Origin of the sequence: Rhizobium sp. ERR 1071, from assembly GCF_007828675.1 — a bacterium.
Taxonomy (GTDB): Bacteria; Pseudomonadota; Alphaproteobacteria; order Rhizobiales; family Rhizobiaceae; genus Rhizobium; species Rhizobium dioscoreae.
On record NZ_VITM01000003.1, the window covers coordinates 122,954 to 147,824 of the forward strand.

A 24,871-nucleotide genomic window follows, 5' to 3' on the forward strand; every position below is an offset into this window, starting at 1 on the left:
CAGCAAGAAGGCGAATCGAAGGCCAAACACGGCCGAAAACCTTACCGCGCCGCAACAGAATATTTCGAAACCACATAAAATGTGCGCGCTAGATTCGTGCGCCAACGATCTTCGCAGCGGCGTCAGGCTGGCGTTTATATTCGCCGCTGCTATATCATATCCTCATGATATCAGACCGGTTTTTGAAGATTATTGCCTGGACCTATATTGCGGCGCTTATCGGCGTAACGCTTGCTCATCTCAATTGGCAGGCCACATTCGGCAATCCGTTTGACATCTTTCGCGCCCTTGCGCTCTGCGTAGCAGGCATGCTTGCCCGCCTCGCCTACCCGCAGTCTCCCTCCTTCACTTGTCTCCTGATGATCGGCAGCGTGCTGGCGCTTTCCCTTTCGCATCTGTTGGCAAGCGGCAATTACGGTTCGCCGCTCGACATCATCGTCGGCATGACCAGCGGGCTCTGGGGCATCATGATCGGCTCTATATTAAGCAAACTCATCGTCTCAGCCTCGAAGCGACCAGCCTCATACTAACCGACCGGAAGAGCTGGCGATGGCCTGAATAGACCCCTTGGCTGCCGCGAGAGGGCGATGACGTGGTGTAGCCACCAAATGGGCAACTGCATTTGGCCGAGCACGCCGCAATAAATATTATCAAATAATATTCGAATAAGATAAGGAACCGTATTCTATCTTAAAATGACTATTGCGTAGCCAATATTATGCAGAACTTATCATTTTGTTTACGCCTGTTGCTTTCTTGCAACTCGAACTTAAATTTCACGAAAAAGTCATCCCGAGAAAAATATATCATATAACTTTGCAGGAATTCGTCTTTAATAGCGACCAGAAGCGGGTGGGGCCCGTTTCTCCCGAGTCGGGGTTTTTAAACAGGGATAGGGTTAAGGCACGTCGATTTTTCGGCGCGATTGCCTATGCCCAATCTATATTGGATTGGAGTTTTTATGAACATCAAGAGCCTTCTTCTCGGCTCCGCTGCTGCCCTGGCAGTAGTTTCTGGCGCTCAGGCAGCCGACGCTATCGTTGCTGCCGAGCCGGAACCGCTGGAATACGTTCGCATCTGCGACGCATATGGCGCTGGCTACTTCTTCATCCCGGGTACGGAAACCTGCCTCAAGATCGGCGGTTATGTCCGTACCGAAGGCAAGTGGTACGACGCCTACAACCCGAACAGCCACAATGGCACGCTCTGGCACACGCGCGCTCATCTGAGCCTCGACACTGCGACCGACACCGAATATGGCCCGCTGAAGACCAACACGGTCATCCGTTGGGACTGGCAGGATGGCGGCTCGACCACCACGAAGCTGCTGTTCGCAAACATCAGCCTCGGTGGCTTTCTGGTCGGTAAGGCTGACTCCCAGTACAACTCGTACATCGGTTACGCTGGCAATGTCATCAACGACGACGTGGTCAATGACGGCCCGTACGAACTCAACCAGTTGACCTACAACTATGACGCCGGCAACGGCTTCACGGCTGTGATCTCGGTTGAAGACTCGAACTCCGGTTCGGGCGCTACGGGTGCAAACGGCGAAAACAGCACCAACCACTACGCTCCGGACGTTGTTGCCGGTGCTGGTTACAAGGCTGGTAACTTCGGCTTTAAGATCGTCGGCGGTTATGACTCCATCGTCGAAGAAGGCGCCATCAAGGCTCGCGTCGATGCCGACTTCGGCGTCTTCAAGGCCTTCTTGATGGGCGGCTGGAACACCGATGGCGACAAGCTGAACAAGTATGCAAACGCCAACGGCGCTGGCTCTGCCAAGGGCATCGGCTGGGGCGACTGGGCTGTCTGGGGCGGCTTCACCGTTCCGATCAACGAAAAGCTGCAGGCGAACGCTCAGGTTGCCTACACCGACTCGAAGATTTTCGCAGCCACCGCGAACGTCCGTTGGAACCCGGTCAAGAACCTGCAGATCACGCCGGAAGTATCCTACACCAACTGGGACTCCATCAATCAGGACCAGTGGGCTGGCGTTCTCCGCTTCCAGCGTAGCTTCTAAGACCACTTTACTGAGATCTGATCTGACTTGACCCCTGATCGGATGGGGATCGGCCTTACTTCCAGCGAAGTCGGGCCGATCCTTCCGAGACAGGGGTAAGTCATTTTTTCTGAAGGCTGGCTCTGCAGCATGCCGTCTGAAATCTCAATCTTCCTCATCGACACCAGGCATTTTTTATCGTAGAGACAGCCCATGTCTTTCGCTCACGCATATTCCGCACGATTTTATTCGTACCGCTGCTCTCAGCGGAGACGGGCCTGTGCGTAGTTAGAAAAGACACGACAGCAAAGACCCGAACAGCCGCTAGTTCTACCTGGCGGCTTTTTTGTCGCCACGGTATGACCCCAAAAGGAACCGATACCGTGTTGAATTCCACTGACGACTTGCGCATTGTCGAGATCACGGCGCTGACACCGCCATCTCGAATTATCGATGAAATCCCCCGCGACGAGGCGGTGACAGCGACCGTCACCGGGGCGCGCAACGCCGTCCACAACATCCTGCGCGACGAAGACGACCGACTGATCGTTGTGATCGGCCCCTGCTCCATTCACGATCCGGCTGCTGCCCACGAGTATGCCGCCCTGCTCAGGGAACAACGGGACCGCTTCGCGGACGATCTCGAAATCATCATGCGCGTCTATTTCGAGAAGCCACGTACGACGGTTGGCTGGAAGGGTCTGATCAACGACCCGCATCTCGACGGCAGCTACCGCATCGAGGAAGGCCTGCGCATCGCCCGCAAGCTGCTGTTCGACGTCAACGAGATCGGTCTGCCGGCAGGCTGCGAATATCTCGATACGATCACGCCGCAATATATTTCCGATCTCGTGAGCTGGGGCGCGATCGGCGCGAGGACGACCGAAAGCCAGGTGCATCGGCAGCTCGCATCCGGCCTCTCCTGCCCTGTCGGCTTCAAGAACGGCACGAATGGCGACGTGCGCATCGCGCTCGACGCAATCGTCGCGGCATCGCAACCGCATCACTTCCCGGCCGTGACCAAGGAAGGCCTTGCCGCGATCGCCTCGACCCGCGGCAACGAGGATTGTCACATCATCCTGCGAGGCGGCAGAGAGCCCAATTATGACGCCGAAAGCGTGCAGTCGACGGCAGAACAGTCCCTCAAGGTCGGGCTCGAGCCGCGCATCATCATCGACGCCAGCCATGCCAACAGCAGCAAGAACCCGGAAAACCAACCGCTCGTCGTCACATCGGTCGCGGAGCAGGTCGCAGGCGGGGATCGGCGGATCAAAGGCATGATGATGGAGAGCAATCTCGTCGCCGGCCGCCAGGATCTCGTGCCGGGCAAGCCTTTGGTTTACGGCCAAAGCATCACGGATGGCTGCATCGACTGGCCGACCTCGGTGCGCACGCTGGAAGATTTGGCGAAGGCCGTCCGGGCACGGCGCCAGGCTCGCTAACGCGGCCTCCCATTCGGGAGACCGGTTCCGATCAAATGCGTCGGTAGTGCGCGAGGCTCAGGTAGTTTTTTCTGGGCCCGCGCACATGCCACATCTCCGCCCAATCATCCGACGTGCGAAAGAACAGACGGCCTCGATAAAGATCGGGACCGCAGTGATGGGTGACGCGCTGCGAGGCGCCCTCACCGATGCGAATGAATTCCGAAAGATTGGGGAAACGCACGACGAGATCGTCGTCGGCATCGTCAAGCCGATAGGTGCGGCTGCTTCTCAGCGTTGCATGGTCGCTTCGCGTATCGCCATATTCCTCGAACTGGACAGGCGTAACGAACGCCTGCCCTTCGAATGTGACCAAGGAGCGATTGAAGCGATCGATGATCCGCCGCTTCACCTCCCATGAGCCAAGGAAGGAGTCCAGCCGGCCAGCGCCGGCCGATCCTTTCATCATGACGCCGCGCGCTGCGCTGCGTCGGCCTGCCGGCGCGGCAGTTTCCAGCCCGGCCGGATGAAGTGGCAGGTATAGCCGTTCGGATAGCGCTCCAGATAATCCTGGTGCTCCGGCTCTGCCTGCCAGAAATCGCCGACGGGGGCGACCTCAGTGACGACCTTGCCGGGCCAAAGGCCGGAAGCGTCGACATCGGCGATCGTATCCAACGCGACCTGCTTCTGCTCTTCGCTGGTGTAGAAGATCGCCGAGCGGTAGCTCAAACCGACATCGTTGCCCTGCCGGTTGCGCGTGGTCGGATCATGGATCTGGAAGAAGAATTCCAGCAGATCGCGATAGCTGATCTTCTGCGGATCGAAAATGATTTCGATCGCCTCGGCATGGGTGCCGTGGTTGCGGTAGGTGGCGTTGCGGACATCGCCGCCGCTATAGCCGACGCGCGTCGAGATGACGCCGTTGTAACGGCGGATGAGATCCTGCATGCCCCAGAAGCAACCGCCGGCGAGAACTGCACGTTCCGTTGTCATCTTACATCCTCCACTTGATCGATATAGGCACCATAGCCCTCTGCCTCCATGCGGTCACGCGGCACGAAGCGAAGCGAGGCGGAATTGATGCAATAGCGCAAGCCGCCGCGATCGATCGGACCATCCGGGAAAACATGGCCCAGATGGCTGTCGCCATTGGCCGAGCGCACTTCGACGCGCACCATGCCATGCGACATGTCGGTCAATTCGCTGACATTGGCGGGTTCGATCGGCTTGGTGAAGCTCGGCCAGCCGCAGCCGGAATCGAATTTGTCGGCGGAAGCAAAAAGCGGCTCGCCCGAGACGATATCGACATAGATGCCCGGCTGCTTGTTATAGAGATATTCACCGGAGCCGGGACGTTCCGTGCCGCTCTGCTGCGTCACGCGATACTGCTCAGGGGTAAGCTTGGCGATGGCCTCTGCCGTCTTGCTGTATTTGCCCATTGTTGTTCTCCTTGCCCCTCGGCACGCCCTCCGAGCTTGGCCTGGTCCTGGGGACACGGAGAGGGCCGGATGAAGCTCGAGCAGCGCTGAGGGAGTGTTTGCAGGGCCAATATAGGTATCACGCGATCGATTTGCCATATCGATCACGACTGCGTGACGCCCAGCCCTTCCTGCAGCTTAGCCATTCGCCTCGCTTGAGGCCGCATAAATCGCGGCGAGCGCCTCGATACCGGCTTGATCGTCACCATCGAAGCGGCCGGGCAGCGGGCTATCGAGATCGATGACGCCGAAGACATTCCCATCGCGAAAGAGCGGCACGACCAGCTCCGATCGCGAGGCCGCATCGCAGGCGATATGCCCGGGAAAGGCATGCACATCCTCGACGAGGACCGACTGCGCCCTTTCGACCGCTGTTCCGCAGACGCCGCGACCGACGGCAATGCGGACACAAGCGGGCTTGCCTTGAAACGGCCCCAACACAAGCTCGTCTTCCCTGTGAAGGAAATAAAAGCCCGCCCAATTAAGCTCCGGCAGCATCTGGAAGATCAGCGCCGAGGTATTGGCCGCATTGGCAATCCCATCGCGCTCACCATCAAGCAAGGCCTTCAGCTGATCCGCAAGCTCTCGATAGAATTCGAGCTTGCTGTCGTGTGAGATCGATTTTTCTACGAACATGGGTTGCTCTTTCAAGTGTCTGTCGCGAAAAGACCGTCAGTCCTTCTCATCGGGCGGGCAAGGCCAGCTGGACGGCGCCTTCAGCCAGGACGGCAATATGGTCGTATTGTCCCCACAAGCCAGATTGATCTGCGCCTGCTGCAGACCGCTTGCCTTCGAAAGATCAAGACCCTCGATGCGCGTCAGATACATGAAGGCGCCACTGAAGGAGGTCGACCCGTCCATCACCGCGCCATTCAACGTGGCGCGCGAGAGATTGGCGAAGGAGAAATTCGCGCCCGTCAGCACGGCCTTGTCGAAATCGGCACGGCCGAGCTCCGCCTTCTGAAAATCGGCGTTCTTCAGCTGCGCGCCGGCAAATTCGGCGCGCTGCAATTCGGCATTGGCAAAGGACGCGCCATTGGCGGAGGCGTTGCTGAAATCGGAGCGATATGCCTCGATCTTGGCGAAGTTGGCGCCGTCGGCCTTGGCATTCTTCAGCCAGGCACGCACCAGAGTCGCTTTCTCGAGATTGGCCGAGGTCAGATTGGTGTCGCTGAGATCGGTGCTGTCGAAATGCGCGCCGGCCAGATTGGCACCGTGAAGGTCGCTGCTCTGCAGCATGATATTGGTCTTGCTGCAGCCGCTCCAGTCAAGCCCAGGTCCGGCGACATTGCCGCAATCGGCGGCACGCAGGGCATTGCTGCTGGAACCCAGAAGAAATGCGGCGCTCAACGCCAGCACACTGAAGCCGGTAGCGATTCCCAATCTCTTTCCAACGGCCTTACTGCGCAAAGCGCTGTTAGTCTGCCGTCGCCCCATGATCGTCTCCCCAGCCAATCTGGCCACCCCGTCAACAAGACCCATTCCGTTACTCCGCTCCAGCACCTGCCAGCCGAACTCTCGCCTGAGTCGGATGCACGTCCCTCTTCCTTGTATATGGTGCTTCGGGCGACAAAAAGAGCTGGTTTTGTAAAAGCGTACCTGAGGCGCGGTTTGGATGTGAGCTTATGAAAGGGGGGAATAGGCGACAGGTACCAGAAGGATTGCGGCAAAGCCTCATACGCCCGTCCTTGAAGAGCGAGACGGTCTGATCGAAACGCCGCCATCAGGCATTGGCGAAACCCCGCCCGGCCCTGTAAGGCGAGCAGACAGCACTCTTAAATGGGAGATTTTTCGGGAACAAGATCAGTATTTTAAGCTGGTCGGAGTGGAGTGATTCGAACACTCGACCCCCACGTCCCGAACGTGGTGCGCTACCAGACTGCGCTACACTCCGTGACCAGCGGCGCTTCTATAGACCAGCCGTTTTTGATGCACAAGCACCAATCTCAAAAAACCTTTTGATTTTTGACGAAAAAATTACAACCGCATCTGCCTAGAAAACCGGCAGGAAACAGCGGCCGAAAATGCCGGCGTGCAAAAGACGCAACAGATCAAGTAAAATCCCGTTTGTACACGCTGATGGGAATTTTCTTTTGCCGGCTTTGGCGCTAAAGCCCTAAGCGGGACAGGTGGAAATGTCGTGGGACAGCGCGGCTTTTCCGCAACCTTATGCGTGACAGAAGCTCAAGGACGACACGATGAATATCCGCATGATGACCGCGGCTGGACTGTTGCTGGCGCTGGCCGGTTGCAGCACCACGACGACAACAACGACAGCAGCCCTGCCGCTGCTTGCGAAGAACCCCGTTCAGGATCGCTGGCAGGGCCAGTCCGCAGGCCGCTTCTTCGCGGCTTACGGCCCGCCGATCTCAGATCGCGATGAAGGCGGTAATCGCGTCTACACCTGGCGTGGCGGCTACAAGAACGTCACCATCGTCAACAAGGACGGCAAGAAAGCCGGCAAGCGCTCCCTCAGCTGCAAGGCCGACATCGTCACCAACCAGAGCTACGAAATCCGCTCGGTTAAAATCCTCGGCGACCAGCCCGGCGTCAGCGGACCATCCTATTGCGCCGAGCTTCTGGCTCCACCGGAAAAGGCTGCAAAAGCCGAACAAGCGGACTAAGGCCAAAAGCTTCATCCCGAAACAATATCAGCGGGCGGCCTGCGAGGGCTGCCTGTTTTTGTGTGCAAGTCACCCACCTAGGGATTTCTCCTCACCCTTCGTTATTTCACTATAGACATCTTAAAAGTTATATCGTTGATTGCAACTTCAACGTTAATTTACTTTTATTGGTGCTAATATGAAGTTGAAATCCCTTGCGGCATTGGCCGGAATATCTGCGCTCGCAAGCTGTGCAACCACCCCCGGATCGCCGATGGAAACTTACCTAAACCGCTATGCGGGCGCGGAAACGATTGCCACGAACTGTCCGGCTTACGGTGGATACAGCTCGGTTGTACAAATGCGCGCCGATGCCGAGAAAAACCTTGCCCAGGCGAAAGCACTCGGCGCGACGGACGCGGACGTTAAGAAGGCTCGCGACCGGGTGAACGGAAACTTCGTAGGCGCATCGATCTTGGTTGGCGACATGCAGGCTTGCAGCGCATTCATGAACAAGCTTGCATGGGCAGGATCAACACCTGTTGAGCCCGCGGTCGTCAAGCCGAAGAAGGTCAACTAATCACTGCTTTGTCGGATGTCGTGTGGCTGGGGCGCCAGGATTCGAACCTGGGAATGCCGGTACCAAAAACCGGTGCCTTACCGCTTGGCGACGCCCCAACAGAGAAATAGCTGTCATGCCAGCCAAATCGGCGTCTGATTAGCAAAGGTCGCATCGCGCTACAATGACTAAGTGATGTGCGGATGCATATTTCTGTGTGCTTTCTGCGCGGCTATGATAGGTCTTGTTGCACCGCATTTGAAGTGAAGAGGTCCGATGAGCCAGTTTCGCGCCCGCCCTCCGGCCATGCCCACCGTGCTTCTCGACGACGCTGTCTGCCGCATCACGCGCTGGGATTTCGAGCCTGGCGCCGATACCGGCCATCATGTGCATGGCCTTGGCTATGTCGTGGTGCCGATGACCGATTGCCAGTTTCTGCTGGAGGAGCCCGGCGGTATCAAGCGTGTCGATATCGCCAGGGGCGCTGCCTACCGGCGCGAGGCGGGCGTGGAGCACAATGTCGTCAATGCCGGCACCGAGCCGATGTCATTCATCGAAATCGAATACAAGCAATCATGAGCACGCCCGACTTCGACCTCGCCTTCGAGCCCGCCTATGGCCGCGCTGTCCCCGTTGCGCCTGGCATCAAGCGGATGACGGTCAACAATCCCAGCGCCTTCACGTTCCACGGCACCAACAGCTACATCGTCGGCGGCTCTTCCGTCGCCATCATCGACCCGGGCCCGGAGAATGAAGAGCATTTCGCTGCCCTGATGGCGGCGCTGAAGGGGCGCGAGGTCACGCATATCTTTGTCAGCCATACTCATCGCGATCACTCTCCGCTGGCGAAGCGGCTGAAGGAGGCGACGGGGGCGCTGACCGTCGGCGAAGGGCCGCATCGGGCTGCGCGGCCGCTGCATCAGGGCGAGGTCAATCCCTTTGCCGAAAGCTCCGACATGGAGTTTCAGCCCGATATCGTGCTCGCCGATGGTCAAAACGTCTCTGGAGACGGTTGGACGATGACGGCGCTGCTGACGCCTGGCCATACGGCCAACCACGCTTGCTTCGCGCTCGAGGGCACGGGCATCGTCTTTTCCGCCGATCATGTCATGGCCTGGGCGACCTCGATCGTCGCGCCTCCTGACGGATCGATGGCGGATTACATGGCCTCGCTGGAGCGGCTTCTCGCCCGCGACGACGAGCTGTTCCTGCCCGGACATGGCGGGCCGGTGAAGGAGCCGGCCTCCTTCATGCGCGGCCTCAGAACCCACCGGCGCATGCGCGAGCGCGCCGTGCTGGAACGCATCAAGGCCGGCGACCGGCTGATCCCGGACATGGTGAAGGCCATTTATCGCGATACGGACCCGCGCCTGCATGGCGCAGCAGCACTTTCGGTGCTGGCGCATCTGGAAGACTTAGTGGAGAAGGGGCAGGTGGAAACCGATGGGCCGCCGGCGCTGTTGGGAACATATCGACCGGCTTGAGCCGTCTCAGCTTCCGGCGATGCCGAGCAGTTCGGCATCCAGCGCCTTCAGGTAACCATCGGCCAGATCGGCGCTGACCCCGAGATCATCCTGGCCGTAGCGGGAGGCAACACGGATATCGACCAGCGTCGTTTCCGCCTCCTCGCGAATACGGATCAGTATGTCGCATGGCAGGCCAAAAATGCGGGTTCGTACCTCGCCCTGCAGAATGACGTCGGTATTCTGGCGGATGAGTTCCGCCACTCCGTCACGGAAGGGACGTGGCGTCGGCACAGGAACGATAGCGGGCACATCGCCGGCGGCGCTGTCATCCTGGGCTGGATTGACGGTCTGCGGGCGTCCACGCCGTTTCGGCCTCACATTGCCATTCGGATCGGCCACATCGGCGCCTTCGGCCTTGACGATGGTGATGTGATAATCATGCGCAACCTTGCGCACCGCCTCCAACACACGGTCGGCAGCGCCCTCGTAGCGGCGGCTGATCAAAGCGGGATAGGCATCGAACTGCGCCTCGCGTTCCTGCTGCGTCACCAGATGGCGCGGCGGCAGCCACAACTGCCGCGCATCCGGCGTCGCCAGCCATTCCGGCGGATCGTTGAGATCGGTCGAAATCTCGTAGATATGCGGCCGGGTCCAGTAGCGCTCGGCACCGAAACCGAAAATCGCCAGCGGCAGGGCGGCATAGACGAGCGCCTTGACGGCGGAGACACCACCGATGGCGGCACTCTGCCAGAGCTGAGCAAGACCGACCAGCGCGAGCAGCACCGCCAGGATGGCGCAGCCAGCAGAAATCAGGAGCAGCAGAACGAAGTAAGGCGTTTCCAGCGGCCCGAAGCGGTGGCCGATCAGCGTCACTCCGCAGAGAACCAATGCAAACGAAGCGATCAAACGCGCGGCGCGGGCGGCATGTGAAACAGGACGGTCGAAACGAATGGTCATCAAAGGCTCGTCGGCGCGTCGGATCGGAAGCCGGATGCACCGAATCCCAGAAAGCGACTTATGTTTAGATCAAGAAATGCCGAAAATAAATCGAATGTCACGGCATCGGTGTCCAATGTTTTGTCCAAGCTCAAACCAGTAACGCCTAGACCAAAAACGTGAGCACTTGCTTAAATTCCTAAAAAAGGCCATTCTTTAGCGTTTTATCGAGGCTGTGAAAGGACTTGATGAGATGGAACCGATGCTTTCTCAAGACGTCACTGCCAAATCAGTGCCGGGAGCGGCGATTGCCGGAACCGATACGATCGACCCGTTCCTGCCGCTGGAGCTGCTTGAACTGGAGCTTTCGCTTGAGGGTTTTTCCGGCGGCGAACCTGGCTTCTGCGAAGCCGTGCGCAAGGCCGCTTCGGCCGTGCAGGGCGACTTCCTGTTCGATCTGCCGGCTGAAGGGCTGATACCCGATTGCCGCAGATTGGCGGTGCTGCGAATTCCCGAAGGGAATGCAACGATGCGCACCCTCTTTGCCGCTCTGGACGAAGACGGTGCGGAAATCCGCCTGCTGCAGCCGGATGAAGACACCGCGCACCTGCTGCGCTTCGCCGATGCCTTTGTCGATCTCTTGCAGCGGATGCCGACAAAGCCGAAGGAAGCGGCCTAAGCAACCTGGCTGCGGTGGTAATACGTCTTTCGCGCCACCACGCGCGACGCTATAGTTTGTGCCTGTAAATCCGCATTCAGGATAACATGTCATGCGTATCGCAGCTTCCGCACTATCTCTTCTCGCCATTATGCTTGCACTCTCCTCCTGCCAGACGGCCGAAGAAATCCGGGCGGCCGATGCGTCAAGATGCAGCGGCTATGGCTTTAAGCCAGGCACCCAGAACTTTGCCAATTGCCTGATGAATCAGGATCTTAGCCGGCGCGCGGATCAGCGGGCTTTCATGGAAAGCAATGACGACTTCTTCTGGGGTCCGACCATTGTCGTCGGCGGTCCGGGATATTACTACCATCGCGGCTACTGGCGCCACTGACCTGCATATTTCAGAATTAGAGAATCAGGCTCGCCCCTTGATCGCTGCTTGCGCCGCCGCAAGCCGCGCGATCGGCACGCGGAACGGCGAACAGGATACGTAATCCAATCCGATATCCTCGCAGAAATGGATAGACGCGGGATCGCCGCCATGCTCGCCGCAGATGCCGAGCTTCATGTCGTTGCGCGTGCGGCGGCCGCGCTCCGACGCGATGCGGATGAGTTCGCCGACCCCGTCGAAATCGAGCGATATGAAGGGGTCATGCTCGATGATGCCCTTGCGCTGATAGGTCGGGATGAAGGCGGCAGCGTCATCGCGTGACATGCCGAATGTCGTCTGCGTCAGATCGTTCGTACCGAAGGAGAAAAATTCGGCAGCCTCCGCGATGATATGGGCACGCAAGGCCGCGCGCGGCAGCTCGATCATCGTGCCGACGAGATAGTCGATCTTCATTTTCGCTTCGGTCATCACGGCACGCGCCACCTCATCGATGCGGGCCTTGACGTAATCGAGCTCCGAGCGCAGACCGACGAGCGGCACCATGATTTCGGGCACAACGGCAGCCCCCGTCTCGCGTGCAGCGAGGACCGCCGCCTCGAAGATGGCGCGGGCCTGCATTTCGACGATCTCCGGATAGGAAATCGCCAGGCGACAACCGCGATGGCCAAGCATGGGATTGAACTCGTGCAGCGCATCCACCCGCTGGCGCAGCGCGGCCGGCTCCATGCTCATGATGCCGGCAACCTCGGCAATCTCCTCATCCGTTTTCGGCAGGAATTCGTGCAGTGGCGGATCAAGCAGGCGGATCGTCACCGGCAGGCCATGCATGATGGTGAAAAGGCCGGTGAAATCGAGCCGCTGCATCGGCATGAGCTTGGCGAGGGCGGCGCGGCGCCCCGTTTCGTCCTCCGCAAGGATCATCTCGCGCATCACATGGATACGGTCGCCTTCGAAGAACATGTGCTCGGTGCGGCAAAGGCCGATGCCCTCGGCGCCGAAGGAGCGGGCCGCGCGCGCATCGGCAGGTGTGTCGGCGTTGGTGCGCACCGTCATGCGGCGCGAGCGGTCCGCCCAGGCCATGATGCGCCCGAAATCACCTGACAATTCCGGCTGTATCATCGGCACTTCGCCCTTCAGGACCTGGCCGGTAGAGCCGTCTATCGTGACGATATCGCCCCTCTTCAAGGTGACGCCAATACCGATCAGCTTCTCATTACGCATGTCAATGCGCATGGTGCCGGCGCCGACGACGCAAGGAATGCCCATGCCGCGGGCAACGACGGCCGCGTGGCTGGTCATGCCGCCGCGGGTGGTCAGGATCGCCTCGGCGGCATGCATGCCGTGAATATCTTCGGGGCTCGTCTCGATCCGTACGAGAATGGCTTTGCGGCCTTCTTCCTCGGCAATGATCGCCTCTTCCGCGGTGAAGACGATTTCGCCCGTCGCAGCCCCCGGAGATGCGGGCAAGCCGGAGCCGATGACCTCGCGGTGGACGCGCGGGTCGATCGTCGGATGCAGAAGCTGGTCCAGCGACGTCGGATCGATGCGGGAAACAGCTTCGTCTTCGGTAATCAATCCCTCATCGACCATGTCGACGGCGATCTTCATCGCCGCCTTGGTGGTTCGCTTGGCATTCCGCGTCTGCAGCATCCAAAGCTTGCCGCGCTCGATGGTGAACTCCAGGTCCTGCACGTCGCGGTAATGCGCTTCCAGCTGTGCGCAAATGCTGCGGAACTCGGCAAAGGCTTCCGGCATCAGCTTTTCCATCGACGGCTTGTCATAGCCCGACGCGATCCGGGCGACTTCCGTGATGCTTTGCGGCGTGCGGATGCCGGCAACGACATCCTCCCCTTGCGCATTGACGAGGAATTCGCCGTAAAGCTCCTTCTCGCCCGTCGACGGATTTCGCGTGAAGGCGACGCCTGTCGCGGACGAATTGCCGAGATTGCCGAACACCATCGCCTGGATATTAACGGCGGTGCCCCAGGCCTCTGGAATATTATGCAGATTGCGATAGGTGACGGCGCGCGCGTTCATCCAGCTGGCAAAAACGGCACCGACAGCGCCCCAGAGCTGAACTTCCGGCTCCTGTGGGAAGGCCTCGCCCAATTCTTCCTCGATGACTGCCTTGTAGATCGAGACGACATGCTGCCATTCGACGGCGGTCAGATCGGTATCGAACTCATGACCGAACCGGGCCTTCTCATCCTCCAGGATCTCTTCGAAGACCTCATTGTCGAGACCCATGACGACATCGGCATACATCTGGATGAACCGGCGATAGCTGTCCCACGCAAAACGGGCATCGCCGGCATCGTGGCCGAGCGCCTGCACTGTAGCGTCATTGAGCCCGAGATTGAGAACTGTATCCATCATGCCCGGCATAGAGGCGCGGCCGCCGGAGCGCACGGATACCAGCAGCGGTCGTTCCGTATCGCCGAACTTGCGCCCGGTGATGGCCTCCATTCGCTGCAGACCTCGCATGACCTGCGGCTTCAGCTCTTCAGGGATTTTACGGCCGTTCTTGTAATAGAAGCTGCAGACATCGCTGACGATCGTCAGTCCCGGTGGAACCGGCAGGCCGAGATTGCACATTTCAGCAAGATTTGCGCCCTTGCCGCCGAGCCGTTCAAAATCGCCGGCGCCCCCCTCGGCCTTACCGTCGCCGAATGTGTAGACCCAATTCGTCATCGTCTCCGTCCAACTCCTCCGGTTGAACTTAATTCACTGCAGCACAAATGAAAATCGACAAATATGGCAAAATGTTGCAGTGCACAATAAATATGACCCGGCGGCTCCCGATTTCAATCGATTGATCGGAATCGGGAGCCTTCGGGTCCATCCAGAGCGACTTGACGGCTAAGGTTGCGGCTCGCGCTTGGCGAGAATCTTGTCGATGCGCATGCCGTCGAGATCGACGATCTCGAAATGCCAGCCGCCGAAGGAGAAGCTTTCGCCCACTTCTGGCAGATGGCCGAGCTGGTAAAGCGCAAAGCCTGCGAGCGTGTGGAAATTGACGTCCTCGTCGCTGAAACGCAGTCCCAGCCGCGCGAAGGCATCATAGACAGGCATCATCCCCTCCATCAGCAAGGATCCGTCGGCCCGCTCGACGACATCGGGCGTGTCGTTTTCCAGATCGGGCAGATCGCCGGCGATCGCTTCCAGAAGGTCCGTCTGAGTGACGATTCCTTCCAGACTGCCATATTCGTCGATGACCATGGCGAGGCGGACTGGCGCACGTTTGAAGTTTTCAAGCACCTTGAAGACGGCCGTGGATTCATGAACGACCAGCGGCTGGCGGATGACGGCCATCGGGTTCAGCGGCTCGCCGTTCAGAAGCTGGTCAAGCAAATCCTTCTTCAGGATCATGCCGATCGGCTCGTCGATCGATCCGCGGCCGACGAGAAGCTGCTCAAACCGACTTTCGCGGATGGTTTTCTGCATTTCCTCCGGTGGGTCTTCGGCATCGATCCATTCGACCTCGAGCCGCGGCGTCATGATGTCGGAGACGTCGCGGTCGCCGATATTGAAGACGCGTTCGACCAGATCCTGCTGCGCCTGTTCCAACAGACCAGCCTCCTGGCTTTCGGCGATCAGGAGCTTGATCTCGGCCGGCGAATGCAGCGAGCCCTCGCCGGCACCGGGACGCAGGCCGAAAAGGCGGAGCACGAGATTGCCGAGGCCGTTCAGCACGGTAATGGCCGGACGCAGCAAGAAGAGGAACAGGCCGAGCGGACGCACGACGCCAAGCGCGGTGCCTTCGCTGCGCTGCAACGCCAGGCTCTTCGGCGCAAGCTCGCCAAGCACGATATGAAGCGCCGTGATGATGATAAAGGAAATGGCGACGGCGATCGCATGCGACCCAGCCGCAGCCCATGTTCCGGGCAGAAAATCGAGCAGCGGCTCGAGCAGATGAGCAAGAGCGGGTTCGCCGACCCAACCGAGGGCAAGCGAGGAAATGGTGATGCCGAGCTGCGTGGCGGCGAGATTGGCATCGAGATTATCGACCGCCTTCTGCAGCGCCTTGGCGTTCATGCGCCCTTCGGCAACGAGCTCCGTCACGCGGCTGCGGCGGACGGACACCAGAGAAAACTCCGCCGCAACGAAAAAACCGTTGGCGGCGACGAGCAGCAATACGGCAAGTATTCCGAGGATATCGAAAATACCGCCAGTCGAGTCAGACATACTTCCCTTCCGGGCGGATCAGCGCCCATGTTGTTGATTTAAAGACGACGCTAGCACGCTTTAGGGCTGTGCGGCAGACGACGGAGCAATTTCTTGTCGAAACGGGAACAGTTTTATCATCGCTCTCAGGCGATCTCGCGCAGCCGTTCGGCGGTCTGCAGGTCGACGGAGACGAGCTGCGAGACGCCCTGCTCCGCCATGGTGACGCCGAAGAGACGATCCATGCGGGCCATGGTGATGGGATTGTGGGTGATGACCACGAAGCGAGTCTCAGTAGAGGCCGCCATCTCGTCCATAAGGTTGCAGTAGCGCTCGACATTGTGGTCATCGAGCGGCGCATCCACTTCGTCCAGAACGCAGATCGGCGCGGGATTGGTGAGGAACACCGCAAAGATCAGCGCCATGGCCGTCAGTGCCTGCTCGCCGCCGGAAAGCAGCGTCATGGTCTGCGGCTTCTTGCCGGGCGGCCGGGCGAGAATTTCGAGGCCTGCCTCCAGCGGATCGTCGGATTCGATCAGCTGCAGTTCGGCCGTGCCACCGCCGAAAAGATGGGTGAACAGCCGCTGGAACTGCGCATTGACGATGTCGAAGGCGACAATCAGGCGTTCGCGGCCCTCGCGGTTGAGGCTCTGGATCGCACCGCGCAGCTTCCGGATGGCGTCGATGACGTCATCGCGTTCCTTGATCAGCGCCTGCAGCCGCTCCGTCAGCTCCTTGCTTTCCTCTTCTGCGCGCAGATTGACGGCACCGAGACGCTCGCGCTCGATCTTCAGCCGCTCCAGCTCGCGCTCGACTTCGCGGAGGTCAGGCACGTTTTGCGATACTGAAAGGCCGGTCAGGCGCATCGCCTCATGCGGCTCGACGTTCAGGGCTTGGCGGATGCGCAATTCGCTTTCCTGCCGACGCTCACGCGCCGACACCAGCCGCTCCTCGACGCGGCCGCGCTTTTCCCGGCTTTCGGCGAGCTCGGAGAGTGCCGTCGCCGCATGGCGATCGGCTTCGCGCTGGATGCCTTCAGCTTCGGCAAGACGGTCTGCGGCCTGTCGGCGGGCATCCTCGGCCTTCTGCAGCTCGTTCATCAAGGCGCGGCGCTTGTCATCGAACTCATCGGGTGCCAGATCGAGCTCAGCCGCCTCTTCGCGCGCTTCCTCTTCACGGTCGCGCAGCGTCTGAATGTGCTCCTCGGCGCTGGCGGCGCGCTGATGCCAGGTGTCGCGCTCCTGCTGGATCGCCAGGATACGACGTTGCCGCGCCTCGTTTTCGCGGTTCAAGCCCTCATGGCGGGCGCGTGCTTCGGCCAGCACGCCCCGATCCGTTGCGACTTCGGCCTGCTGGTCGCGCAACTTCAGATCGATGGCGTCGAGATTCGGCGCGTCTTCCAGCTCGATGCGGGCATTTTCATCCTGCATGACAACGTCTTCCAGCTGCTCCTGCAGCCGGCTGACGGCCTCAATGATGACGTCACGGCGGCGGATGAGATCGCCGGAAGCGCGCTCTGCGGCAGCGAGCGCTTCGCGCGCCTCGGCCAGATGACGGGCAGCAAGACGGCTTGCGTCACGGGCGGTCGTGAGATGACCTTCTTCTGCGCGGATCGCATCGGCGGCTGCTGACAGGCGCTCCTCGGCCTCGGCTAGCACATCGCGCGCAAGCTCCGCTTCGGCTTCCAACTCAGAAAGACGGTTCTTCTGGGCAAGCCGCAGGGCAGCCGCACTCGGCGCATCCGCTCCGGTCACGTGACCGTCCCAGCGAAACACGGCGCCATCCCTGGTCACCAGCCGCTGTCCCGGCTTCAGCTCGGGCATCAGCCGCAGCGCGTCTTCCACCGAGACAATGCCGATCTGGCGCAGACGCCGCGTCAATGCCGCCGGCGCGCCGACATGGGTAATCAACGGCGCGGCACCTTCCGGCAAGGCCGGGTCGTTCGCACCGCTGCCATTATCCGACCAATAGACGGGTGCCTCGGAGCTGAGCGAGGATTCCAGATCATCGCCAAGGGCTGCGCCAAGCGCCGTTTCGAAGCCACGGTCGACACGCAGCTCTTCGGCGACAGGGGAAAAGGCACCGGACGTATCGCCCGCCGCCAGCATCTTGGAAATGGTCCGCGCCTCGGTTTCCAGCGCATTCAGACGCGCCCGCGCCTGCTCAACGGGGCCACGCGACAGCGCCTCGGTTTCACGCGCCTTGGCAAGAACGGCTTCGACACGCTGGATCTCGCTTTCCGCATCCGCAACGACGTTTTCCGCCGCCTCGACCATGTCGCGCTTTTCACTCGGGTCGGGCAGATCGGCCATCTTTTCGTCGATGGCGGCAAGCTCGCGGTTCGCTTCATCGGCCTGTCGCTCGAGCCGCATCTTGCGATCGGCCAGATCGCGGATGGCGCGCTCCAGCTGATTGCGAGCGGCGGCAGCTTCAGCACGTTCTGCGGTCAGCGTCGTAAATATCCGCTCGCTGTCGGCGAGCTTGGTGGCCGCTTCCTCGAAGGCTAAGCGCGTTTCTTCGGCAAGCCTGCCGGAATCGGCAAGAATATCGGCGAGATCGGCTTCTTCCGCGTCGAGTTTTGCCAAAATAGCAGCGTTGTCGGCGACAAGCCGCTGCTCGCGGCTGATGTCCTCCGCCAGCTGTGCCAGCCGACGAATCAATTCATCCCGCCGGCGGAGGATGCGGTTGACATCTTCCTCCAGCTGGGAGCGGGCGATCTGCAGACGCTGCAAAGCGGCGGCGGCTTTCGCCTCCTCGTCGCGCAGTTCAGGTAGCTTGAGGCTGGCGATGCCCTGTGCCTTTGCCGCTTCCATCTGGATCTGCGCCTTTTCGGCGACGAGCACTGTTGCCTGGTTGAGCGCACTATCGGCTTCGGCTTCGGCTTCCTTGGCCTGCACCCAGTGGATATGCAGCAGCATGGCCTCGCGGGCGCGGATATCGGCCGAGAGCATCTTGAAGCGATTGGCCTGCCGCGCCTGGCGCTTCAGGCTCTCGATCTGGCTTTCGAGCTGCGATGTTACATCATCTAGGCGCTCAAGATTGCTTTCGGCCGCACGCAGACGAAGTTCGGCTTCATGACGGCGCGAATGCAGGCCGGAAATGCCGGCTGCTTCTTCAAGCAGCTGGCGCCTCGCCTGCGGCTTGGCTTGAATGAGTTCGCCAATACGCCCCTGCCCGACCATGGAAGGCGAACGGGCACCGGTGGAAGCATCGGCAAACAGCAGCTGCACATCCTTGGCGCGCGCTTCCTTGCCGTTGATGCGATAGATTGAGCCCTGTTCGCGCTCGATGCGGCGCGTGACCTGGATCTCGTCGCTGTCGTTGAAGGCGGCAGGCGCGGTGCGATCGCTATTGTCGAGGTAGAGGCCGACTTCGGCGGTGTTGCGGGCCGGGCGATTGCCGGATCCGGAGAAGATCACGTCATCCATGCCGGACGCGCGCATGTTCTTGTAGGAATTCTCGCCCATGACCCAGCGCAGGGCTTCGACAAGATTGGACTTGCCGCAGCCATTCGGACCGACGACACCGGTCAGGCCACGCTCAATGACGAATTCCGCCGGTTCGACGAAGGATTTGAAGCCGACAAGTCTCAGCCTGTTGAATTTCATCGGCTGATCTCCACCCTCCCCTTGAAGGGCAGAGTCGGACCTGAGGTCCGGGGCGAGGTAATCATGCGTTCACCCCGGAAATCACCCCCACCCGCGCGTTCCACGCGACCTCCCCCCTCGAGAGGGAGGTAATGGAAAACAGGCGTGCAATCTCGGCCGCCCGCCTGTGATGTAAAAAGGCGCGGATCAGAGCAGGCTGTCGATAAGCTTCGACATGGCAGCAACAGACATGTCCCCTGCATAGCGCTTGCCATTGATCAGGAAGGTCGGCGTCGCATTGACGCCGAAATCCTTGGCTGCGCGTTCCCGTACGGAATTGACATCATCCAGAAGCTTCTGGTTCGTCAAGCATTTCGTGAAGCTATCCTCAGTAAAACCAGCGAGTTTCGACATCTGGAGCAACGCGGCACGGCCGTCGACATCTGGAGAAGCCCAGGCGATCTGCTGCTTGAAGAGCATTTCGACCATCGGCATGTACTGTTCCTGCGGGGCGCAGCGGGCCAGCATGAAGGCTGCGGCAGCGCGCGGATCGAAGGGGAATTCGCGGATGATGAAGCGAACCTTGCCGGTATCGACATATTTCTGCTTGATCGTGTCGAAGGTCGTGACGGCAAAATGCGCGCAGTGCGGGCAGGTCAGCGACATGTATTCCACGATCTTGACCGGCGCATCTTCCTTGCCGAGTGCGATCTCCGGCAGCGGGCCGGGCTTCAGCACTTCATTCATGTCGACATTGCCGTCCGACGGCGGAACTTCGTCTTCTGCAGTTGCGGCGGATGCGGTGCCTGCAACGGCAGAGAACGCCACGGAAAGGGCTGCAACGGCAGAACCGCCCAGCAGGTGGCGTTTGGTCAAGAGCATGTCGGACATCGGCATAGAGTCACCCGTCGTTAAAGAGGCTTCGAATGTTTCATGCGATATAACGGCAGCTTGCCGCTAACAAGGCACGGTTGGCCAACTTTCTTCAAAGAATTGTGACCGGGGAAAGACAAAAAGCTAAAATTGCTGCCGGAATCGCAACCAGACAATTAGCTGTATCGAATACAGCATGGTCGGATTATTTTCGATAGACTTCACGTCTGTTGCCGATTCGAACGATCAGTATCCGCACGGCTCTATCTTCTATGTGCGCGATAATACGATAATCCCCTACTCTGTATTTCCAGAAATCGCCGAGTTCCGAGCCCTTCAGCGCCTCTCCGATGGCACGCGGATCATCCAGCTTGGCAACACGGTCGTAAAGAAACTTCAAGATTCGGCGGGAAACCTCATGTCCGAGTTTGTCTAATTCGCGCTCGGCGGCTCGTTGAAATTCAATCTGCCACGCCATAACGCGCCATCAGTTCGGCCAGCGAAACGGTGTCACTCTCACCACGGCGAAGCTCTTCGAGACGCTTTTCCGCCAAATAGATATCCTCAAGATCATCAAGATGCTCGAGAATTGCTTCGCGCGCATAGAAACTCTTGCTGCGCCCCGTACGCTTGGCGAGCTCATCGAGCCTTGCTTCAATTTCCGGCGGAAGCCTCAGGGCCAGCATAACATTAAACTCCGTTTGCTATACAAATATAGCAACTCGGGAGCGGATATCCAACCGGATTTCGAAATTCAGCTCCGCTATCTTCTAGCGCCGTTTCCAAGCCATGGCCGTTCCTAAACGCTGAACGGCGGCCCTGATCTTCTCATCTTCAATGCCGTCCATCATGTCAGCCAGCTTGCGGGCCGCCTCGCCCTTCAGTGGCGGCGGCGTGCGCGAACGCTTGGACGCGACCGAAACCGGCTTCTGCACGATGCGGATCTGGTTGACGGCATAGAAACCGAAGAAGCTGTTAATGCGCTGGATGAGTTCACCCTGGGCATGGGTCAGGAAGAGCGCGCGGGCGCCCTCGCAGGCGATCGTCAGCACGCCAGGCTGATAGCGGTCGTCCATGCCGGGACCGGTTCGCTTCGCCCACGCGATCTTCTCCGGCCGTGTGCAATCGGCAAAGTCCTCGCCGGCGATCTCGTCCCAGCAGCCGAGCAGCGTTGTATTGATACCTGCGCGCTTTGCCAGCACGGGATCGACAATGCCGTTGGTCAGCTCGGAAATCTGCTTTTCGCCTTTTCGGGGATAACTCATTTCAACTGGGTCTCTACACAGGCTTTATGCGTCCGGCACCTTGATCGCCCGACACAGCTTGGCCAAGTATAGAGCACTTCCCCTCGACGCGGCAAATCATGACGACGACTTTAGAATCCCCCACGGCCGCATCGCTGCTTGCCTGGTACGACCGCCATCATCGCGACCTGCCCTGGCGGGTTTCGCCAGCGATGGCAGCACGCGGCGTGAAGCCGGACCCCTATCGCGTCTGGCTGTCGGAAGTGATGCTGCAGCAGACGACCGTGCCGGCGGTCAAAGCCTATTTCGCGAAATTCCTGGAGCGCTGGCCGACTGTCAATGATCTCGCCGCCGCTGCGAATGAAGACGTCATGGCCGCCTGGGCGGGGCTCGGCTATTACGCGCGCGCCCGCAATCTGAAGAAATGCGCCGAAGCGGTTGCCGCAGACCATGCTGGCCGCTTTCCCGATACCGAGGAAGGGCTGCGAGCGCTTCCAGGCATCGGCGATTATACATCCGCCGCCGTCGCCGCCATCGCGTTCAATCGCCAGGCGGCCGTGATGGACGGCAATGTCGAGCGCGTCATTTCCCGCCTCTACGCGATTTCGACGCCGCTCCCCGGCGCCAAGCCGCTGATGAAACAGAAGGTGGCAGCGCTGACGCCGGCCGACCGGCCGGGCGATTTTGCCCAGGCGATGATGGATCTCGGCGCGACGATCTGCACGCCGAAGCGTCCGGTCTGTTCGCTCTGTCCCTTCAACGGCGCTTGTCAGGCGCTGGCTGCGCATGATCCCGAACGTTTCCCGGTCAAGGCAGCCAAGAAGGAAAAGCCGGTGCGCCAGGGCGCGGCCTTCGTCGCCGTCAATGACGAGGGGGAAATCTTCCTGCGGCGGCGTGTGGAAAGCGGGTTGCTCGGGGGCATGACCGAGGTTCCGACGACCGGCTGGACGGCGCGGATCGACGGCGAGACCGGCATCGAGGCCGCGCCCTTTCCGGCCGACTGGCAGCCGGCAGGCTCGGTGACGCATGTCTTCACGCATTTCGAATTGAGATTGTCGATCTGGCGTGCCAAGTCGGTGACGCAGAAGGACAACCATGACGGATGGTGGGCGCCGGTTACAAATCTTGAAGAGCAGGCACTCCCGACAGTCATGAAAAAAGCAATCGCTCAGGCTATTCCCAATGCGTTCGCAAAAATGCCTTTAGAGCAAAAATCAGGAATTCATTCATGACGACGGAAATACGGCACATCGTTTTCGATATTGGCAAGGTTCTCATCCACTATGATCCAAACCTTCCCTACAGCCGGATCATTCCGGACGATGCTGAGCGAGAATGGTTCTTCGCCAATGTCTGCACTCATGAATGGAACCTCGAGCAGGATCGCGGCCGCACCTGGAGCGATGCCGAGGCGCTGCTGATCGCCGATCATCCCGAACGGGAAGAGCAAATCCGCAGCTTTCGCAAATATTGGCACGAGATGGTTCCGCATGCCTATGAAGACAGCGTCGCTATTCTGGAACAGCTCATCGCGGAAGGCCGCGATGTCACCATGCTGACCAATTTCGCCTCTGACACGTTCCGCGAAGCACAGGAGCGCTATCCCTTCCTCAAGAAGCCGCGCGGCGTGACGGTTTCGGGCGATATCGGCCTGATCAAGCCGGATGTCGCGATTTATGATACCCACGCCAAGAGCTTCGGTCTCGACCCTGCCTCGACGATCTTTATCGATGATTCCCAGGCGAACGTCGAAGGCGCGCGCGCTGCCGGCTGGCATGCTGTTCACTTCACCGGCGCCGAGAAGCTGCGCAGCGATCTCGCCGCCCATGGCATAAAGGTTTAAGCCGATGACCTTCGATCCCGCAGAACGCATTGAGCTGTTCCATGACGCGATCAACCGCCTCGACTATGAGGCGATCGAAAATTTCTTCGCCGAGGATGCGACCTATGTCTCCAACGGCGTCGGCAGCCTTGCCGGCCGCGCGGCGATCATGGAAGCCTTCCGCGGCTATTTCGACACCTATCCGGATCAGACCGCATCCAACTCGCTGGTGGAGACGCGGACCCCACTGTCCGGCCGTGCCGTCTGGTCTGTCCGCGCAACCAACAGCAAGACGGGCAAGCCGCTGATCCGCGAAGGCGAGGAAACGATTACCTTTAACGAGGACGGTCGCGTCGTGCGCGTCGATGTCACGGATTACCAGGACTTCTAAAATCTGAAGTTAAAGACGCGCAGGGCCTTGCCGGATAGATCGTCCGGCAAGGCCCTGCGCATTTCACCTTCTTCCCTGACTGGAGGTACACGGCGGAAGAAGGCGGATATGTTGCGGAAAATGGCTGAGGCTATTCAACCTTGGCCAGATCGCTGCGGATGATGGCTCTGAGTTCGTCGATCGGACGCAGGGAACGGCCGTCGTCGAAATGCCAGAACATCCACCCATTGCATGCATCAAGGCCCTGAACTTTCGCGCCAAGGCGATGAATGGAACCGGCCTCGCCGCCGGAAGCGACCGTGCCATCAGCCCGCACGATGGCACTATAGCGGCGCTTTGCATCGGTCAGCACCTGGCCGGGTTTGATGAGGCCGCTCTCGATCAGAACGTTGAACGCAACGCGCACTTCCGCCTTCTTGCCGGTCATGACGGTCAGTTCCGCCTTGCCGAGCGGCTCGACGGCGGCGATACGGGCGCTGGCCGCATCGATATAATCCTGCTCGCGCTCGATGCCGACGAAGTGGCGGCCGAGACGCTTGGCAACCGCGCCCGTCGTGCCCGATCCAAAGAAGGGATCGAGAATGATGTCGCCAGGCTTCGACGAAGCCATAATGACACGGGCCAGCAGCGCTTCCGGCTTCTGCGTCGGATGCACCTTCTTGCCGTCGTCGCCCTTCAGCCGCTCATTGCCGCTGCAGATCGGAAACAGCCAATCGGAGCGCATCTGCACATCGTCGTTGGCGGCCTTCATCGCATCATAGTTGAAGGTATAGCCCTTCGCCTTGGCGTTCGGGCTCGCCCAGATCATCGTCTCATGCGCGTTCTGGAAGCGGCGGCCCTTGAAATTCGGCATCGGGTTGGTCTTGCGCCAGACGATGTCGTTGAGGATCCAGAAGTTCAGATCCTGCAGCGTCGCGCCGACGCGGAAGATGTTGTGATAGGAGCCGATGACCCAGATCGTGCCCGTTGGCTTCAGCACGCGGCGGCAGGCGAGCAGCCAGGCGCGGGTGAAGGCGTCGTAGGCTTCGAAAGAGGCGAACTGGTCCCATTCGTCATCGACTGCATCGACAAGCGACTGGTCCGGACGATGCAGCGTGCCGCCAAGCTGGAGGTTGTATGGTGGGTCGGCGAAGATGACGTCGACGGATTGATTGGGCAGTGCCTCAAGAGCGGCCACGCAATCGCCCTTGATGATCGTGTCGATCCAGGACCCCGGAACGGCTGAAGTCCTGAGGTCGGCAAGCGGGAAAACTGACGCCATGTGATACTCGCT

At 59.9% G+C, this 24,871-nt stretch carries 26 protein-coding genes and 2 tRNA genes; 12 read left to right on the forward strand and 16 right to left on the reverse strand.

Translation table 11 applies throughout. The annotated features are described in order from the left end of the window. Positions 1 to 182 precede the first annotated feature (182 nt). The 3 genes from FBZ99_RS10690 to FBZ99_RS10700 all read left to right on the forward strand — a co-directional run bounded on the left by FBZ99_RS10690 (position 183) and on the right by FBZ99_RS10700 (position 3,444). Positions 183 to 530, forward strand: a complete 348-nt coding sequence (locus FBZ99_RS10690; protein ID WP_113353945.1) for a hypothetical protein — start codon at positions 183 to 185, stop codon at positions 528 to 530. Between the two features lie 431 nt (positions 531 to 961). Beyond that, entirely contained in the window at positions 962 to 2,023 is a 1,062-nt protein-coding gene (locus FBZ99_RS10695; protein ID WP_113331924.1) for a porin, read from the forward strand. Positions 2,024 to 2,361: 338 nt separating this feature from the next. Further along, positions 2,362 to 3,444, forward strand: coding sequence for a 3-deoxy-7-phosphoheptulonate synthase (locus tag FBZ99_RS10700; protein WP_173002495.1), 1,083 nt, complete (start codon positions 2,362 to 2,364; stop codon positions 3,442 to 3,444). Between the two features lie 31 nt (positions 3,445 to 3,475). On the opposite strand, the gene FBZ99_RS10705 is transcribed toward FBZ99_RS10700, so the two are convergent. The 6 genes from FBZ99_RS10705 to FBZ99_RS10730 all read right to left on the reverse strand — a co-directional run bounded on the left by FBZ99_RS10705 (position 3,476) and on the right by FBZ99_RS10730 (position 6,795). Then, a complete protein-coding gene (locus FBZ99_RS10705) occupies positions 3,476 to 3,892 on the reverse strand; it encodes a DUF6314 family protein (protein WP_145633036.1) in 417 nt (138 codons plus the stop codon). Continuing rightward, positions 3,889 to 4,416, reverse strand: a complete 528-nt coding sequence (gene msrA / locus FBZ99_RS10710; protein WP_113331928.1) for a peptide-methionine (S)-S-oxide reductase MsrA — start codon at positions 4,414 to 4,416, stop codon at positions 3,889 to 3,891. The genes FBZ99_RS10705 and msrA overlap by 4 nt, the downstream gene beginning before the upstream one ends. Then, complete coding sequence (gene msrB, locus FBZ99_RS10715; RefSeq protein WP_069613810.1) at positions 4,413 to 4,862, reverse strand: peptide-methionine (R)-S-oxide reductase MsrB; 450 nt, start codon at positions 4,860 to 4,862, stop codon at positions 4,413 to 4,415. The genes msrA and msrB overlap by 4 nt, the downstream gene beginning before the upstream one ends. A gap of 177 nt (positions 4,863 to 5,039) precedes the next feature. Next, positions 5,040 to 5,537, reverse strand: coding sequence for a GAF domain-containing protein (locus FBZ99_RS10720; RefSeq protein WP_145633039.1), 498 nt, complete (start codon positions 5,535 to 5,537; stop codon positions 5,040 to 5,042). Positions 5,538 to 5,573: 36 nt separating this feature from the next. Then, the gene (locus tag FBZ99_RS10725) at positions 5,574 to 6,278 is read right to left on the reverse strand and encodes a pentapeptide repeat-containing protein (RefSeq protein ID WP_374430690.1); all 705 of its coding nucleotides are present in this window, start codon (positions 6,276 to 6,278) and stop codon (positions 5,574 to 5,576) included. A gap of 440 nt (positions 6,279 to 6,718) precedes the next feature. Then, a tRNA-Pro gene (locus FBZ99_RS10730) sits at positions 6,719 to 6,795 on the reverse strand. Between the two features lie 304 nt (positions 6,796 to 7,099). On the opposite strand from FBZ99_RS10730, the gene FBZ99_RS10735 reads away from it, so the two are divergent. Together FBZ99_RS10735 and FBZ99_RS10740 are read left to right on the forward strand one after the other, a co-directional pair. Next, positions 7,100 to 7,525 (forward strand): hypothetical protein, encoded by a 426-nt coding sequence (locus FBZ99_RS10735; RefSeq protein WP_145633043.1) that lies wholly within the window; start codon positions 7,100 to 7,102, stop codon positions 7,523 to 7,525. Positions 7,526 to 7,703: 178 nt separating this feature from the next. Further along, positions 7,704 to 8,084, forward strand: coding sequence for a hypothetical protein (locus FBZ99_RS10740; RefSeq protein ID WP_145633046.1), 381 nt, complete (start codon positions 7,704 to 7,706; stop codon positions 8,082 to 8,084). Between the two features lie 23 nt (positions 8,085 to 8,107). Here the strand turns inward: FBZ99_RS10740 and FBZ99_RS10745 are convergent. Further along, positions 8,108 to 8,182: transfer RNA gene (locus tag FBZ99_RS10745), tRNA-Gln, on the reverse strand. A gap of 157 nt (positions 8,183 to 8,339) precedes the next feature. On the opposite strand from FBZ99_RS10745, the gene FBZ99_RS10750 reads away from it, so the two are divergent. Together FBZ99_RS10750 and FBZ99_RS10755 are read left to right on the forward strand one after the other, a co-directional pair. Continuing rightward, complete coding sequence (locus FBZ99_RS10750; protein WP_145633050.1) at positions 8,340 to 8,642, forward strand: cupin domain-containing protein; 303 nt, start codon at positions 8,340 to 8,342, stop codon at positions 8,640 to 8,642. Continuing rightward, entirely contained in the window at positions 8,639 to 9,547 is a 909-nt protein-coding gene (locus FBZ99_RS10755; RefSeq protein ID WP_145633053.1) for an MBL fold metallo-hydrolase, read from the forward strand. Before FBZ99_RS10750 ends, FBZ99_RS10755 begins: the two co-directional genes overlap by 4 nt. A gap of 6 nt (positions 9,548 to 9,553) precedes the next feature. On the opposite strand, the gene FBZ99_RS10760 is transcribed toward FBZ99_RS10755, so the two are convergent. Further along, positions 9,554 to 10,486, reverse strand: coding sequence for a DUF1499 domain-containing protein (locus FBZ99_RS10760; protein WP_145633056.1), 933 nt, complete (start codon positions 10,484 to 10,486; stop codon positions 9,554 to 9,556). A gap of 241 nt (positions 10,487 to 10,727) precedes the next feature. On the opposite strand from FBZ99_RS10760, the gene FBZ99_RS10765 reads away from it, so the two are divergent. Continuing rightward, positions 10,728 to 11,144: a hypothetical protein gene (locus tag FBZ99_RS10765; protein ID WP_113331985.1), complete on the forward strand. Its 417-nt coding sequence runs from the start codon at positions 10,728 to 10,730 to the stop codon at positions 11,142 to 11,144. 91 nt (positions 11,145 to 11,235) lie between these two features. After that, positions 11,236 to 11,517 (forward strand): hypothetical protein, encoded by a 282-nt coding sequence (locus FBZ99_RS10770; RefSeq protein WP_113353938.1) that lies wholly within the window; start codon positions 11,236 to 11,238, stop codon positions 11,515 to 11,517. A 24-nt stretch (positions 11,518 to 11,541) separates the two neighbouring features. On the opposite strand, the gene ppdK is transcribed toward FBZ99_RS10770, so the two are convergent. From ppdK to FBZ99_RS10805, 7 genes are all read right to left on the reverse strand, one after another. After that, positions 11,542 to 14,208 (reverse strand): pyruvate, phosphate dikinase, encoded by a 2,667-nt coding sequence (gene ppdK / locus FBZ99_RS10775; protein WP_145320857.1) that lies wholly within the window; start codon positions 14,206 to 14,208, stop codon positions 11,542 to 11,544. A 168-nt stretch (positions 14,209 to 14,376) separates the two neighbouring features. Next, a complete protein-coding gene (locus FBZ99_RS10780; RefSeq protein ID WP_145633059.1) occupies positions 14,377 to 15,702 on the reverse strand; it encodes a hemolysin family protein in 1,326 nt (441 codons plus the stop codon). Between the two features lie 125 nt (positions 15,703 to 15,827). Next, the gene (smc, locus tag FBZ99_RS10785; RefSeq protein WP_145633063.1) at positions 15,828 to 19,289 is read right to left on the reverse strand and encodes a chromosome segregation protein SMC; all 3,462 of its coding nucleotides are present in this window, start codon (positions 19,287 to 19,289) and stop codon (positions 15,828 to 15,830) included. Between the two features lie 186 nt (positions 19,290 to 19,475). Further along, positions 19,476 to 20,165 (reverse strand): DsbA family protein, encoded by a 690-nt coding sequence (locus FBZ99_RS10790; RefSeq protein ID WP_069613791.1) that lies wholly within the window; start codon positions 20,163 to 20,165, stop codon positions 19,476 to 19,478. 181 nt (positions 20,166 to 20,346) lie between these two features. Further along, entirely contained in the window at positions 20,347 to 20,619 is a 273-nt protein-coding gene (locus FBZ99_RS10795) for a type II toxin-antitoxin system RelE family toxin (protein ID WP_113331941.1), read from the reverse strand. After that, positions 20,603 to 20,827, reverse strand: a complete 225-nt coding sequence (gene relB / locus FBZ99_RS10800; protein WP_069613789.1) for a type II toxin-antitoxin system RelB family antitoxin — start codon at positions 20,825 to 20,827, stop codon at positions 20,603 to 20,605. Before relB ends, FBZ99_RS10795 begins: the two co-directional genes overlap by 17 nt. An 84-nt stretch (positions 20,828 to 20,911) precedes the next feature. Continuing rightward, positions 20,912 to 21,406: a DUF721 domain-containing protein gene (locus FBZ99_RS10805; protein WP_095434185.1), complete on the reverse strand. Its 495-nt coding sequence runs from the start codon at positions 21,404 to 21,406 to the stop codon at positions 20,912 to 20,914. Positions 21,407 to 21,501: 95 nt separating this feature from the next. Between FBZ99_RS10805 and mutY the strand changes: the two genes are divergently transcribed. Genes mutY through FBZ99_RS10820 form a run of 3 tightly spaced genes read left to right on the forward strand, consistent with a single transcriptional unit; the run spans position 21,502 to position 23,598 of the window. Continuing rightward, on the forward strand, positions 21,502 to 22,617 hold the full coding sequence (mutY, locus tag FBZ99_RS10810; protein WP_186450310.1) for an A/G-specific adenine glycosylase: 1,116 nt from the start codon (positions 21,502 to 21,504) through the stop codon (positions 22,615 to 22,617). Next, entirely contained in the window at positions 22,614 to 23,228 is a 615-nt protein-coding gene (locus FBZ99_RS10815) for an HAD family hydrolase (RefSeq protein WP_145633072.1), read from the forward strand. The genes mutY and FBZ99_RS10815 overlap by 4 nt, the downstream gene beginning before the upstream one ends. A 4-nt stretch (positions 23,229 to 23,232) precedes the next feature. Then, positions 23,233 to 23,598, forward strand: a complete 366-nt coding sequence (locus tag FBZ99_RS10820) for a nuclear transport factor 2 family protein (protein ID WP_145633075.1) — start codon at positions 23,233 to 23,235, stop codon at positions 23,596 to 23,598. 130 nt (positions 23,599 to 23,728) lie between these two features. On the opposite strand, the gene FBZ99_RS10825 is transcribed toward FBZ99_RS10820, so the two are convergent. Beyond that, positions 23,729 to 24,859 carry a site-specific DNA-methyltransferase gene (locus FBZ99_RS10825; protein WP_095434181.1) on the reverse strand — a complete coding sequence of 377 codons (1,131 nt, stop codon included), beginning with the start codon at positions 24,857 to 24,859 and terminating at the stop codon, positions 23,729 to 23,731. Between the last annotated feature and the right edge of the window lie 12 nt (positions 24,860 to 24,871).

Coding starts and splice junctions, on each gene's coding strand:
- FBZ99_RS10695 (WP_113331924.1), top strand. CDS start 962: ATGAACATCAAGAGCCTTCTTCTCGGCTCCGCTGCTGCCCTGGCAGTA.
- FBZ99_RS10700 (WP_173002495.1), top strand. CDS start 2,362: ATGACCCCAAAAGGAACCGATACCGTGTTGAATTCCACTGACGACTTG.
- FBZ99_RS10705 (WP_145633036.1), bottom strand. CDS start 3,892: ATGATGAAAGGATCGGCCGGCGCTGGCCGGCTGGACTCCTTCCTTGGC.
- msrA (WP_113331928.1), bottom strand. CDS start 4,416: ATGACAACGGAACGTGCAGTTCTCGCCGGCGGTTGCTTCTGGGGCATG.
- msrB (WP_069613810.1), bottom strand. CDS start 4,862: ATGGGCAAATACAGCAAGACGGCAGAGGCCATCGCCAAGCTTACCCCT.
- FBZ99_RS10720 (WP_145633039.1), bottom strand. CDS start 5,537: ATGTTCGTAGAAAAATCGATCTCACACGACAGCAAGCTCGAATTCTAT.
- FBZ99_RS10735 (WP_145633043.1), top strand. CDS start 7,100: ATGAATATCCGCATGATGACCGCGGCTGGACTGTTGCTGGCGCTGGCC.
- FBZ99_RS10740 (WP_145633046.1), top strand. CDS start 7,704: ATGAAGTTGAAATCCCTTGCGGCATTGGCCGGAATATCTGCGCTCGCA.
- FBZ99_RS10750 (WP_145633050.1), top strand. CDS start 8,340: ATGAGCCAGTTTCGCGCCCGCCCTCCGGCCATGCCCACCGTGCTTCTC.
- FBZ99_RS10755 (WP_145633053.1), top strand. CDS start 8,639: ATGAGCACGCCCGACTTCGACCTCGCCTTCGAGCCCGCCTATGGCCGC.
- FBZ99_RS10760 (WP_145633056.1), bottom strand. CDS start 10,486: ATGACCATTCGTTTCGACCGTCCTGTTTCACATGCCGCCCGCGCCGCG.
- FBZ99_RS10765 (WP_113331985.1), top strand. CDS start 10,728: ATGCTTTCTCAAGACGTCACTGCCAAATCAGTGCCGGGAGCGGCGATT.
- FBZ99_RS10770 (WP_113353938.1), top strand. CDS start 11,236: ATGCGTATCGCAGCTTCCGCACTATCTCTTCTCGCCATTATGCTTGCA.
- ppdK (WP_145320857.1), bottom strand. CDS start 14,208: ATGACGAATTGGGTCTACACATTCGGCGACGGTAAGGCCGAGGGGGGC.
- FBZ99_RS10780 (WP_145633059.1), bottom strand. CDS start 15,702: ATGTCTGACTCGACTGGCGGTATTTTCGATATCCTCGGAATACTTGCC.
- smc (WP_145633063.1), bottom strand. CDS start 19,289: ATGAAATTCAACAGGCTGAGACTTGTCGGCTTCAAATCCTTCGTCGAA.
- FBZ99_RS10790 (WP_069613791.1), bottom strand. CDS start 20,165: ATGCCGATGTCCGACATGCTCTTGACCAAACGCCACCTGCTGGGCGGT.
- FBZ99_RS10795 (WP_113331941.1), bottom strand. CDS start 20,619: ATGGCGTGGCAGATTGAATTTCAACGAGCCGCCGAGCGCGAATTAGAC.
- relB (WP_069613789.1), bottom strand. CDS start 20,827: ATGCTGGCCCTGAGGCTTCCGCCGGAAATTGAAGCAAGGCTCGATGAG.
- FBZ99_RS10805 (WP_095434185.1), bottom strand. CDS start 21,406: ATGAGTTATCCCCGAAAAGGCGAAAAGCAGATTTCCGAGCTGACCAAC.
- FBZ99_RS10815 (WP_145633072.1), top strand. CDS start 22,614: ATGACGACGGAAATACGGCACATCGTTTTCGATATTGGCAAGGTTCTC.
- FBZ99_RS10820 (WP_145633075.1), top strand. CDS start 23,233: ATGACCTTCGATCCCGCAGAACGCATTGAGCTGTTCCATGACGCGATC.
- FBZ99_RS10825 (WP_095434181.1), bottom strand. CDS start 24,859: ATGGCGTCAGTTTTCCCGCTTGCCGACCTCAGGACTTCAGCCGTTCCG.